Annotated in this window: 12 protein-coding genes and 1 rRNA gene; 1 reads left to right on the plus strand and 12 read right to left on the minus strand. The window is 68.6% G+C overall.

Annotated features, from left to right (window positions below):
- Positions 1-64 precede the first annotated feature (64 nt).
- Positions 65-820: an O-methyltransferase gene (locus tag G6N07_RS10550; protein WP_085192799.1), complete on the plus strand. Its 756-nt coding sequence runs from the start codon at positions 65-67 to the stop codon at positions 818-820.
- 80 nt (positions 821-900) lie between these two features.
- On the opposite strand, the gene xerD is transcribed toward G6N07_RS10550, so the two are convergent.
- The 12 genes from xerD to rrf form a co-directional block, all read right to left on the minus strand.
- Positions 901-1,857, minus strand: a complete 957-nt coding sequence (gene xerD / locus G6N07_RS10555; protein WP_085192798.1) for a site-specific tyrosine recombinase XerD — start codon at positions 1,855-1,857, stop codon at positions 901-903.
- Positions 1,857-2,471 (minus strand): NUDIX domain-containing protein, encoded by a 615-nt coding sequence (locus G6N07_RS10560; RefSeq protein ID WP_085192797.1) that lies wholly within the window; start codon positions 2,469-2,471, stop codon positions 1,857-1,859. The genes xerD and G6N07_RS10560 overlap by 1 nt, the downstream gene beginning before the upstream one ends.
- Positions 2,464-4,206, minus strand: a complete 1,743-nt coding sequence (locus G6N07_RS10565; RefSeq protein ID WP_085192897.1) for a CTP synthase — start codon at positions 4,204-4,206, stop codon at positions 2,464-2,466. The genes G6N07_RS10560 and G6N07_RS10565 overlap by 8 nt, the downstream gene beginning before the upstream one ends.
- A gap of 125 nt (positions 4,207-4,331) precedes the next feature.
- Entirely contained in the window at positions 4,332-5,273 is a 942-nt protein-coding gene (locus G6N07_RS10570) for a copper transporter (RefSeq protein ID WP_085192796.1), read from the minus strand.
- 9 nt (positions 5,274-5,282) lie between these two features.
- A complete protein-coding gene (gene steA / locus G6N07_RS10575; protein WP_085192795.1) occupies positions 5,283-6,467 on the minus strand; it encodes a putative cytokinetic ring protein SteA in 1,185 nt (394 codons plus the stop codon).
- 93 nt (positions 6,468-6,560) lie between these two features.
- Positions 6,561-8,321 (minus strand): DNA repair protein RecN, encoded by a 1,761-nt coding sequence (recN, locus tag G6N07_RS10580; protein WP_085192794.1) that lies wholly within the window; start codon positions 8,319-8,321, stop codon positions 6,561-6,563.
- 6 nt (positions 8,322-8,327) lie between these two features.
- Positions 8,328-9,251: an NAD kinase gene (locus G6N07_RS10585; protein ID WP_085192793.1), complete on the minus strand. Its 924-nt coding sequence runs from the start codon at positions 9,249-9,251 to the stop codon at positions 8,328-8,330.
- Positions 9,248-10,057, minus strand: a complete 810-nt coding sequence (locus G6N07_RS10590) for a TlyA family RNA methyltransferase (RefSeq protein ID WP_085192792.1) — start codon at positions 10,055-10,057, stop codon at positions 9,248-9,250. The genes G6N07_RS10585 and G6N07_RS10590 overlap by 4 nt, the downstream gene beginning before the upstream one ends.
- A gap of 5 nt (positions 10,058-10,062) precedes the next feature.
- Positions 10,063-10,248 carry a hypothetical protein gene (locus tag G6N07_RS10595; protein ID WP_085192791.1) on the minus strand — a complete coding sequence of 62 codons (186 nt, stop codon included), beginning with the start codon at positions 10,246-10,248 and terminating at the stop codon, positions 10,063-10,065.
- Between the two features lies 1 nt (position 10,249).
- Positions 10,250-11,263, minus strand: a complete 1,014-nt coding sequence (locus G6N07_RS10600) for an HAD-IIA family hydrolase (protein WP_179959977.1) — start codon at positions 11,261-11,263, stop codon at positions 10,250-10,252.
- A complete protein-coding gene (locus G6N07_RS10605; RefSeq protein WP_085192789.1) occupies positions 11,260-12,099 on the minus strand; it encodes a tetratricopeptide repeat protein in 840 nt (279 codons plus the stop codon). The genes G6N07_RS10600 and G6N07_RS10605 overlap by 4 nt, the downstream gene beginning before the upstream one ends.
- A 121-nt stretch (positions 12,100-12,220) precedes the next feature.
- A 5S ribosomal RNA gene (gene rrf / locus G6N07_RS10610) occupies positions 12,221-12,334 on the minus strand.
- Between the last annotated feature and the right edge of the window lie 66 nt (positions 12,335-12,400).

Consider the following 12,400-nt stretch of genomic DNA (forward strand, 5'->3'; position numbering starts at 1 on the left):
TCGTGGGGACTGCGGACACCGGCAGACCCGCAGACGACTTGTCGCGACATTTAGGGTTGGGGTCATGGGTCTCAAGCAACGGGTGCCTTTGCTCCGCTGGTCGGTTCTGCGGTTCGCCTTGGCGATGCCCGGGTTTTCAAGAACCGGGCAGATCGGCGACGGCCGAGAAGCCGCGACGGCGGCATACGTCGAGGCGAATGCGCGGGCGGGCGACGTGGACGATGTCCTGGCCACGATCGACCGCTTCGCCTACGAGAAGTCGATACTGATGAACGTCGGCGACGAGAAGGGCGCGCTGCTCGACGCGGCGGTGCGCCGGGCAGCGCCCCGTCTGGCCCTCGAACTCGGCACCTACTGCGGATACGGTGCACTGCGCATCGCCCGCGCCGCGCCGGAGGCGATGGTCTGCTCGGTCGAGTTCTCCGCGGACAACGCCGCGGTGGCGCGGCGGATCTGGCGGCACGCGGGTGTCGCCGATCGGGTGACGTGCGTGGTCGGGACGATCGGGGACGGCGGTCGTACGCTCGACGCGCTCACCGACGAGCACGGCTTCGGCCCAGGCGCGTTGGACCTGCTGTTCGTCGACCACGACAAGCGGGCCTATCTCCCTGACCTGTTCGCCATACTCGACCGCAACTGGCTGCACCGAGGGTCGATCGTCGTCGCCGACAACGTCCGCATCCCTGGCGCGCCGAAATACCGCGCATACATGCGCGAGCAGCAGGGCAAGCTCTTCGACACCGTCGAGCACAAGACCCACGTCGAGTACCAGACGATGCTGCCGGATCTTGTGTTGGAGTCGGAGTACCTCGCGGGCTGAGCCTGGTAATGCACGAGTACTCGACACCAACGCCACCCGGGAAGGTGATTACCGCAGAGAAACTGCGGCGCCCGCGCGGGTCAGCGAGCCCGCGGATGCGCCCCTGCCCATACCTCGCGAAGCGCATGCACCGTCACCATGGTGTAGATCTGCGTCGTCGTCACCGATGCGTGCCCGAGGAGTTCCTGCACGACGCGCACGTCGGCACCCCCGTCGAGCAGATGCGTCGCGAACGAGTGCCGCAGCGTATGCGGCGACACCGGCGAGGTGATTCCGGCCCGTTCGGCCGCGTCCTGCAAAACCTGCCAGGCGCTCTGGCGCGACAGTCGCCCACCCCGCGCGTTGAGGAAGATCGCCGGTGTACCGCGGCCACGGCGGGCCAGATCCGGCCGCCCCCGCACGAGGTACGCGTCCAGTGCGCTGACCGCCGGACGGCCGATCGGCACCAAGCGCTGCTTGCCGCCCTTTCCCCGCAGCAGTACCGACCGTGCGTGCGTGTCGACGTCATCGATGTCGAGGCCGACAGCTTCGGAGATCCGCGCACCGGTCGAGTACAGCAGTTCCAGCAGCACGCGGTTGCGCAGAGTGAGGGGGCCGTCGGCCTCGCTGTCGCGCCCGGCGCCGTCGAGGAGCGCCAGCACCTCATCGATCGACAGGCTCTTGGGCAACCGCCGTCCGGGCCTGGGCGGCTTGACCGCGCGGGCGACGTCGGCGTCGGTCAACCCCTCGGCGACCGCGAAGCGATGCAGTCCGCGCACCGCGATCAGTGCCCGCGCCGCCGACACCGCCGACAACGCGTTCGCACCGGTGTCGGGATCACCGCGCCGCAACGCCACGAGGAAGTCGCTGACGTCGGCCTCGGCGACCTGGGCGAGGTCTTCGAGCCCGCGTCCGGTGAGGTGCTCGGCATAGCGGCGCAGGTCGCGGCGGTAGGAACTCAGCGTATTGGCGGCCACGCCACGCTCGATCGTCAGGTGGTCGAGGTAACCCTGCAACTGATCGTCGAGCGCCGACCGTCGAACAGCCGAGGTGGTCATCAGTGACCTTTCCGTTCGGCGAAGGCAGAGGGCCGGTCGGTCCATGCCGCGTCGACCGGACGCAGCGTGTCCGCGTCCCCGAACGTGTGTGCCGCAAGGATCCCCGCCACCGCAATGGAATTGACTATCTCTCCGGACAGCACCATACGGACCGCCTCCGACAGCGGGATCCGTTTGACGATCAGGTCTGCTTCTTCGTCATGCGCCGGAGGCCGGTCAATCTCGGTGATCCCCGTCGCGAGGAATACCCGCACACTCTCGTCGCTGAAGCCGGGAGAGGACACAATGTCGACGAGCACCCGCCACTCCCGTGCGCCCAGCCCGGCCTCTTCCTGCAGCTCCCGCGCCGCGGTCACGTGCGGTGCCTCACCGCCCATGTCGAGCAGCCCGGCGGGCAATTCCCACAGCCGCCGGCCCACCGGATGTCGGTACTGGTGGACCAACGTGATGTGACCGTCGTCGATCGCGGTGATCGCCACCGCACCGAAGTGCTCGACGACCTCCCGACGCGCGGTGCTCCCGCCCGGCATCCGCACCTCGTCGGCTCGCAATGCCAGGATGTTGCCGACGTAGACGGTCTCGCTGTCGACGGTCTCGAAGTCGTGCTCACCCACGGGATGCGGGTTCTTGCAGCAGCTGCTCGACCCCGTTGGACCGCTGCTCGGGGATCTCCACGGGCAACCGCTCAGCGGCCTTGTAGTCCAGTGCGGCCCCGATGAACGCCGCGAACAGCGGGTGTGGACGGGTGGGCCTGCTCTTGAGTTCGGGATGCGCCTGGGTGCCGACGAGGAAGGGGTGCTGGTCGGCGTCGTATTCGACGAATTCAACAAGATGGCCGTCGGGTGAGGTTCCCGAGAACCGAAGTCCGCTTTCGGCGATCCGCTTGCGGTAGGCGTTGTTGACCTCGTAGCGGTGCCGGTGCCGCTCGGACACCTCGGTTGCACCGTAGGCCTGCGCGACGATCGAATCCTCTTGCAATACAGCGCGATACGCGCCAAGCCGCATGGTGCCGCCGAGGTCGGCCTCCCCGGCGACCGCGTCACGCTGGTCGGCCATCGTGGAGATGACGGGGTGGGAGGTTTCCGGATCGAATTCGGCGGAGTTCGCGCCGGTGATACCGACCGAACGGGCCGCCTCGATGACGATGCACTGCAGCCCGAGGCATAGTCCGAGCACCGGCAGGCCCCGCTTGCGGGCGTAGGTGATCGCGCCGATCTTGCCCTCGATCCCGCGGATGCCGAAGCCACCGGGAATCAGTACCGCGTCGACGTCGGCGAGCGCTGCGGCCGCACCGCTGTCGAGTTCACAGTCGTCGGAGGCGACCCAGCGCATCTCCACCTTGGCGTGGTGGGCGAAACCGCCGGCGCGCAGTGCCTCGGTGACCGACAGGTACGCGTCGGAGAGGTCGACGTACTTTCCCACCAGGGCGATCCGGACCGTCTCGTGCGGTTCGTGCACCCTCTTGAGCAGATCGTTCCACTGCGTCCAGTCCACGTCGCGAAACGGCAACTGCAACCGCCGCACCACGTAGGCGTCGAGCTCCTCACGGTGGAGCACCTTGGGGATGTCGTAGATCGACGGCGCGTCGGGCGTCGAGATGACCCCGTCGATGTCGACGTCGCACATCAGCGCGATCTTGTTCTTCAGAGCTTCGGGCACATCGCGGTCGCACCGCAGGATCAGCGCGTCGGGTTGGATACCGATGCTGCGCAACGCGGCGACGGAGTGCTGCGTGGGTTTGGTCTTGAGCTCACCGGAAGGCGCCATGTAGGGAACAAGAGAGCAATGCAGGAAGAAGCAGTTGTCGCGGCCGACTTCGTGGCGCACCTGGCGCGCGGCCTCCAGGAAGGGCAGGGATTCGATGTCGCCGACCGTGCCGCCGACTTCGGTGATCACCACGTCCGGACGGTTGCCGTGCTCGTCGGGTGCGGCCATCGCCAGGATGCGGCTCTTGATCTCGTCGGTGATGTGCGGGATGACCTGTACCGTGTCACCGAGGTACTCACCGCGGCGTTCCTTGGCGATTACCGACGAATAGATCTGACCGGTGGTGACGTTCGCGGACCCCGACAGGTTCCGGTCGAGGAACCGTTCGTAGTGGCCGACGTCGAGGTCGGTCTCGGCGCCGTCCTCGGTGACGAACACCTCGCCGTGCTGGAAGGGGTTCATGGTGCCGGGGTCGACGTTCAGATAGGGGTCGAGCTTCTGCATCGTCACCTGCAGGCCCCGGGCGGTCAACAACTGCCCGAGACTTGAGCCGGTCAGACCCTTGCCGAGGGAGGAGACCACGCCGCCCGTGACGAAGAGATGCTTTGTGGCCGTTTGCGGATGCTTGCGTAGCGCGGGCAAGAACAACCTCCGTGACGACGGGCAGGGCTTACTTTTCTAGGCTTTGTCCTAGCTTTGGGGCCTGCCGACCCACGGAACCCCACCTTAACACCGACTCCGACAGGTGGTCGGTAACGCGCCGGGCCTCACGGGGCGATCGTGACCGCGCCCGCCCCCTGACCGACTCCGTACTGACCCGGCCGGGCGCCACCGATCAGGTCGGCAAGCGCGAGCACCGAGGTGATCCGTCCGGACTCGGAGTCCACGTCGTCGACGGTGCTGACCGCGCTCGCCAACGCGGCGTCCGACCGCGTCACGGCGACGGCGCCGGTTCCCGAGGCAGACCCGTCCCGGCCCACCAGCACGGTGCCGTATCCGTGGCCGGCGAGTCCTGCCGCGAACCGCGCCACCGTGGCGCCGCGATTGCCCGCGTCATCGCCCAGTGCGCCGCCGGTGACGACGAGTGCCGTATCGGCGGCGCGGACGGGATCGGTGCCGAAGGTGAGGAAGCCGGTGTCACGCAGGGCGGTCAGCACGGTGTCGCGTTCGGCATCGCTGACGGCCGGTGCTGCCGGATCCTTGTTGAGCAACAAGGCGATGCCGAGCAGATCGCCGGCTTGCGAGCCCTGATCCACCGAGGCGGTGCTCAGTTGCGTCCCCGCCGGCACGATCGGCGAATTCACGACCGACAGCAGTTTTTCCGCGGAGTTTGCGTCGACGAATTCCTGGGTGAGCGCAACCGTGGCACTGACCGTGCCACCGGCGTGCCCGATCGACCTTGTCAGCGCCTCGAGGTCGTCGTCGGAGGCGTCGGGCGTACGGAACAACACCACCGACCTGCCGCCGAGCGTGTCACGCAGCACACGCGGCGCGATCTGCGCGTCGAATTCGTCTGCAGCACCCAGCCGTTCATTCAGCGCATTGTTCTCGTCGGTGAGGACGTTGATCTGGTTCTGCAGGTCCTGCTTGTCGTTCTGCAGTCCGGACAACACCGTGTTCGACAGCAGCCCCGACCCCAGCGCGACACCGATGGCCAAGGCCAGGAACACGGCCGCCAGCGAGATCGCATGTGTGCGCAGGGATATCACCGTATCGGCCTAACTGACCAGACCCTGTGCCCAGAGCACCAGCTGGTTCCAGTACTGCTGGATCCACTCGATGACCGCGGCGTCCGCGCGCGAGACCCACAGCGCCACTATCACCGCCACCAGCATCGCCAGGACCAGCAGCGCGATGGCGCCACCGGACACCCGGCTGCGGTACAGCGTGGCGACGGCTTTCGCGTCGACGAGCTTCTCCCCCACCTTGAGGCGAGTCAGGAACGTCGACGGGTTGCTGCGCTGACGGGTGCGATCAAAGAACTCCTCGATGCTGGCGGTGTGGCCAACCGTGACGATCAGCGACGCACCATGGTGGTCGCACAGCAGCAGCGCGAGGTCGGCGGCCGAACCCGCGGCCGGAAATGTCATCGCGCCCACCCCGAGATCCTGGATGCGTTCCAGACCCGCCGCGTGTCCGTCCGCGTCGGCCGGCAGCACCACCTGGGCGCCGCTGCGCAGCACCTCGGCGCTCATCCGGTCCGGGTCCCCGACGATGAGCGCAGGGCGATATCCCGCCTTGCGCAGGATGTCGGCCCCGGTGCCCACGCCGACCAGCACGGGCTGGTACTCCTTGATGAACGGCTTGAGCGCCTTGAGATCGTCGGCGGCGTGCGGTTCCTCGGCGACGATCACGACGTGGCGGCGGTTGAGGTCGACGTCGATGTCCGGGATGCCGATGCCGTCGATGAGCAGCGGGCTCTCACTGCGGATGAACTCGATGGTGTTGCCCGCGAAGGCCTCGAGGTGTGCGACCAGACCGCTCTTGGCCTCGTGCATCAGCTCGTGGATCTCCTGGTCGGTGCGTTCGCTGCCGGCGATCAGACGCCGGTCACCGGAGTACACCCCGCCGTTGTGCAGCCGCACCCGGTGGCCGTCCTTGACCTTCTTGAACACCTCGGGGCCGGTTTCGTCGATCAGCGCGATCCCGTTGGCCACCAGCACCTCCGGTCCGAGGTTGGGGTAGCGCCCGGAGATGGACGGGGACGCGTTGACCACGCCGGCCACCCGCGCCTCGACCAGAGCGTCGGCGGTGATCCGGTCCAGGTCGAGCGCGTCGATGACCACGATGTCACCGGGGGCGATGCGCCTCAGCAGGCGATCGATGTCGCGGTCCACGCGAGCGGTGCCGGTGATTCCGGGCCGTGAACTGGCGTTACGGGTGAGCAGCGCTGACATCTTCATGTCGGCGATTCTGGCGGCGAACCCTCAAGTAAAGGTGGAGGCGCGCCGTAACATGCGCCTCATAAGTTGCGTTTTGTCCCATCAGCCACATACTCAGGCGTCGGTGGCCTCAGCACGCGCGGCGTCGAGCAACTCCCGTGCGTGTGCCCGGCCGCTGTCGGACTCGCCGAGACCAGCCAACATGCGGGCCAGTTCGGCCACTCGGTCGTCGTCGTCGATGCGGCGGACGACGCTGGCCTTGCCCCGCCCGCTGCTGTCCACCACCAGATGGGCATCGGCGTAGGCGGCGACCTGGGGCAGGTGGGTGACCACGATGACCTGGTGGGTGCGGGCCAGACGAGCCAACCGCCTGCCGATCTGGACGGCGGCCCGGCCCCCGACCCCGGCATCGACTTCGTCGAACACCATGGTGGTGCCGTGTGCCGAGGCCGCCAGCACGACCTCGATGGCCAGCATCACCCGCGACAGCTCGCCACCGGATGCGCTCTTCGACAGCGGAAGCACTTCGGTCCCCCGGTGTGCGGCGAAGCCGAAGTCGACGGCGTCCACACCGTCGTGGCCGGCGTGCACGACGACGCCGTCCGGCAGCGTCAACGGCGCCGAGTCGTCGGCGCGAACGGCGAGCGGCGCGACGCTGACGGTGAACTCCGCCCCGGCCATCGCCAGCCCGGCCAGTTCGGCGGTCACCGCCTTGGACAGTCCCTTCGCTGCCTTGAGCCGCGCTTTGGTGAGATCGGCCGCCGCGGCGGCGACCTGTGATTGCAACTCACCGACCCGCCGCTCCAGGACGGTCAGCGCCTCCTCGGACACGTCGAGTTGGTCGAGGCGCTTGCGGGACTCCTCGGCCCAGGCCAGCACCCCGTCGATGTCGGCGGCGTATTTGCGTGTCAACGTGCGCAGATCGGCCTGCCGAGCCAGCCTGGTCTCCAGTGCGCTCGCGTCGGTGGGCAGCGCACCGAGGTAGTCGCCGAGCTCACCGGACACGTCGCCGATCACGGCGACCGCGTCGGCGAGTTGGGCGGCCAGCGACCGCAGGGTGGCGTCGTCGGTCCCCTCCAGCGCCGACTTCGCCTGTGCGGCGAGATGGGCGGCGGACGACGCGTCCCCGATAGCGTCGTCGTCGGCGCCGGCCAGCGCGTAGCGCGCTGTGAGGGCGGCCTCACGCAGCGCGTCGAGCTCGGAGAGTCGCCGGATGTCGTCGACGAGGGCGTCGTCCTCCCCAGGCGACGGGTCGACGGCGTCGATCTCGCTGAGGCCGAACTTCAGCCGGTCAGCCTCCTGGGCGAGTTCACGCTCGCGTCGGCGACGTTCGGTCAGGTCGCGACGGGCGGCGAGCCATTCGTCCCGCGCGACGTGGTATCGGCGCAGCGGTTTGCCTACGTCGGCGAACCGGTCGAGTGCTGCGCGCTGTTCGTCCGGACGCATGAGACGCAACTGGTCGTTCTGCCCGTGCAAGGTGAGGAGCTCGGTGGTGAAGGTGCTCAGCGACTTCGCCGGGACGCTGCGGCCCCCGAGGTAGGCCCGTGACGGTCCGTCCTTGGTGACCGAGCGAGCGGCGATGATGCTGCCGTCGTCGTCGCGCTCGGCACCCGACGACTCGATGAGGTCGTCGACGCGGCGCGCGACGCCATCGCCGAGGTCGGTGGTGAGGAACCGGCCCTCGACCACGGCACGCTCGGCGCCCGACCGGACACGGTTGGGGTCGGCGCGGGCCCCGCCGAGCAGATGCAGCCCGGTGACCACCATGGTCTTCCCTGCTCCGGTCTCACCGGTGAGCACCGTGAGACCACGGTCGAACTCGGCTGTGGCAGCGCTGATCGCGCCGAGGGACTCGATGCGTATTTCGGACAGCACGATGCGCTACTGCCCCCGCCATCCGGTGACGGGGAGCCGGAACTTGCGCACCAGCCGGTCGGTGAACGGTGCGCTGTCGAGCCGCACCCATTTGAGCGGCGTGGCGCAGCGCGTCACCTCGAGCCGCCCGCCGGCCGGCACCACCATCTCCCTGCGGCCGTCGCAGAACACCAGGGCGTCGTGCCCACTCGCTTCGATCTCGATCGCGATCGTGGCTTCCGGGCTGGTCACCATCGGCCTTGCAAAAAGCGCATGGGCGTTGTTAGGCACCACCAGCACGGCCTCGAGGTCCGGCCACAACACCGGCCCACCCGCGGAGAACGCGTAGGCGGTGGAGCCGGTCGGAGTGGACACCAGCACACCGTCGCCGCCGAACGCCGAAACCGGCCGGCCGTCGATCTCCACGACCACGCCGAGCACACCCAGACGCGGCCCCTTCTCCAGGCTGGCCTCGTTGAGCGCCCAACCCCGTGTGAGCAGTTCGCCTCCGGCGCGCACCGCCACGTCGAGGGTCATCCGCTCTTCGACCCGATAGTCGCGACGCACGACGTGGTGGAGCACGGTGTCGATGGCCTCCGCCTCGGCCTCGGCGAGGAAACCGATCCGTCCCAGGTTCACCCCCAGGACGGGGATCTCGACATTGCGGGCGAGTTCGGCGGCGCGCAGGAAGGTGCCGTCGCCGCCGAGGACCAGCACCAGCTCGCACCCTTCGGCGGCCCGTTCGTCGGCGTCGACCACATCGATGTCGACGCCGATCGCGCGCATGTCGTCGGGCGACAGGTGCACAGGACCCCGGTCGACCGCCTCGGCGGCAAGCACCCGAAGACGGATGTTATTGTGGCCCAAGACCTTCTGCACCCGCCGGGCGACCTCGGTGGCATCCTCGCGTCCCGTGTGAACCACCAAGAGGATGGTGCGTTCAAACGTCATTGCGGTCCTTCCGTGACGGCGCGGCGCACCGCCTGTTCGAGGTCGTCGCCGCGCAGTCCGCTGTCCGTGCGGGCCCGCAACCACAAGAAGTATTCGACGTTGCCCGACGGGCCCGGCAGCGGGCTCGCCGTCGCGCCGACTGTGTCCCATCCGAGGCCTGCCGCCTCGGCCGCCACAGACAGCACTGACTCCGCACGCAACTCGGGCTCCGAGACGACGCCACCGGCACCCACCCGGTCCTTGCCGACCTCGAACTGCGGCTTCACCATGGGAACGATATCGGCGTCGGGCGACGCGCATGCGGTCAGCGCGGGCAGAACCGTCGCCAGGGAGATGAACGACAGGTCCGCCACGATGACGTCGACGCGACCGCCGATCATCTCTGGGGTGAGTTTTCGCACGTTGGTGCGTTCGACGACCACCACGCGGGGGTCCGAGCGCAGTGACCAGGCCAGTTGGCCGTAACCCACGTCGACGGCGACGACTTCATGTGCGCCACGGTCGAGCAGGACCTCGGTGAAACCACCCGTGGAGGCCCCGGCATCGAGTCCGCGCCGACCCGCGACGTCGAGGCCGAAGGCATCGAGGGCACCGATGAGTTTATGCGCACCTCTGGACACCCATGAACGTTCCTCCGTGGTGTCGACGGCGATGTGGGCCGTGACGGCGACCGCTGTCGCCGGTTTGGCGGCCGGCATACCGTCGACCGTGACCCGGCCTGCGCCGATGAGCTCAGCTGCCTGCTGACGTGACCGGGCCAACCCCCGTCGCACCAACTCGGCATCGACACGTGCGCGCCGCGTCACGAGCGCTAGCCCCTCTCGACCGCCGCCAATGCCTGCACGAGCAGATCGTGCGCCTGCTCCAAGCGCGCGGCGACGGTGTCGATATCGCAGTCGGCGAGGTCGCCGGCGTCCTCCTGACCGGGGAGGTCGGCGAGCAGGGCCGCCACCTGGGTGCGGAGCCGATCGGGGTCGTTAATCATGTCGACAGTCACGCTAGCCGATCGCGTCGGTGAGCAGCGACCAACGTCGCAGCGCAGCGGCCGCGGTGTCATCGCCCGCGCGCACCGCGAACCCGACCGTCAGGTCCGACCGCCACACCGCGTCCGCCGTCGCACGCAACACCGAAAGGTCGTCTCCTCGATCGGAACCGCCCGAGTGGACCGTCACGCTTTCGTCGCCCACCTCGATGCGCCAGCCGGGATGGGGAGCGACCCGCAGGTCGTCTGCCGACGCCTCAAGGGAGCGCAGATCCTCGGCGATGTAGCCGGGACGTTCCTGCGGCACCGCCCGCAGCACCTCATCGGCAGTGCTGACACCGCTGAGCACCATCAGGCTGGGCAACGAAGCCGCGTTGGCGCCGGCGATATCGGTGTCCAACCGGTCACCGATCACCAGCGGCGCCCGGAAATCGCCCCGGCTCAGCGCGTCTCTCATCAGAGTCGGCTGCGGCTTGCCGGCGACCTGCGGTTCCCGCCCGGTCGCTGCCAGCAGCGCCGCAACCATGGAACCGTTGCCCGGGAGCAGACCGCGTTCGGAGGGCAGGGTCAGGTCGACGTTGGCCGCCACCCAGAGAGCCCCGGCGCGTATGGCCAGCGCCGCCTCGGCGAGGTCCGCCCACGCCGTCTGCGGGTTGTGGCCCTGCACGACGGCGACTGGATCCTCGGCGAACTGCCGGACCGATTGCAGTCCGACGAGCCGGACCTCGGCCGCCAACGCCTCGGTGCCCACGACCAATACCCGCGCCCCGGCGGAAACTTGGCCGGCGAGCAGGTGGGCCGCGCTCTGCGCACTGGTCACTACATCGCCGGGCTCCGCACGAAATCCCAACTCGACGAGATGGTGTGCGACATCGGCAGGGCTGCGCGAGGCGTTGTTGGTGACGTAGAGGACCCGCGCGCTCAATCGAGCGAGGCTGTCTACTGCGCCGGTGGTCGGCGCGTGACCGCGGAACACGGTGCCGTCGAGGTCCAGGAGCAGACAATCATGTTCCTGCACAAGGCTTGTCACGTTGAGCTCAGTTCGGTGACCCGGTCCTCGGCGTCGGTCACACCTTCGACGTCGGCGGCCGCGGCGTTGAGGAACCACTGGAGCGCGTCCTGGGTTCGGCCGAGCGCGAGCAGCGTGTCGGCGTAGACATAGAACAGCCGGGCCGCAGTCGGGCCGCGCCGCGACGGATCCAGCTGCGCTGTCGACAGCACGGCGAGCGCCTGTTCGAGTTGACCAAGGTCCGACCTGGCGCCGGCCGCGACGATCTTGAGCTCGTCGGCGTCGTCACCGGTGAGCTGATCGGCTTCGGGGCCACGTGCCAGCTCGAGCGCCCGTTCGGGGCGACCGATACCGCGTTCGCAGTCAGCGATCAGCGGGAGCAGCGGGGACTTGCTGCCCATGCGGCGGGCGGCTCGCAATTCCGCAAGCGCCTGCGCCCAGTCGCCGCAGTGGTAGGCGGCGATACCCACCGCCTCCCGCACAGCGGCGATACGCCCGGAGCGGGCGCGGGCGGCGCGGGCGTGGGCCAGCGCAGCTTCGGGGTCGTCGTCGAGCAGTTCGCCGGCCGCGACGAGGTGCCGGGCGACGGCGTCGGCGGTATGGCGGTCCAAAGTCGTGAGTTCGCCGCGGATCTCGGGTGCCAACTGTTTGGCCTCGATCTCCGGCGGAATCGAAGGGACGTCGAATCGCGGTGTCTCCGAACCTGTCCGCGGCTGCGATGCGCGGGCCCGGTTCGGTCCCGAGCTCCGTGGAGCGGCACGCTGATCCCGGGGCCGACGGGGGTCAGTAGAGTTCGACGTCCGCCGCGGGCGACGTTCGTCTCGTCGACCCGGCTGCCTGTCCTCGCTCACGTGCACCTCTTCGCTGTCACCCCGCCGCCGCGAGTTTACGTGCCGGCGTGAATTGCCGACAATTCGCCGTGGATACGAAAAAACCTCGGCCCTCCGTTTGTGGTTGGAGGGCCGAGGTGTGAAGGGTGTTCGGCGGTGTCCTACTTTTCCGCCCGGGTGGGCAGTATCATCGGCGCTGGCAGGCTTAGCTTCCGGGTTCGGGATGGGACCGGGCGTTTCCCTGCCGCTATGGACCGCCGTAACTCTATTTTCACTTGTTTTCAAGTGCCCCCACGGTGTGGTGGGGGAAGTGTTTTTTGGTGGTGGG

It is taken from the genome of Mycolicibacterium doricum (genome assembly GCF_010728155.1).
GTDB classification, from domain to species: domain Bacteria; phylum Actinomycetota; class Actinomycetes; order Mycobacteriales; family Mycobacteriaceae; genus Mycobacterium; species Mycobacterium doricum.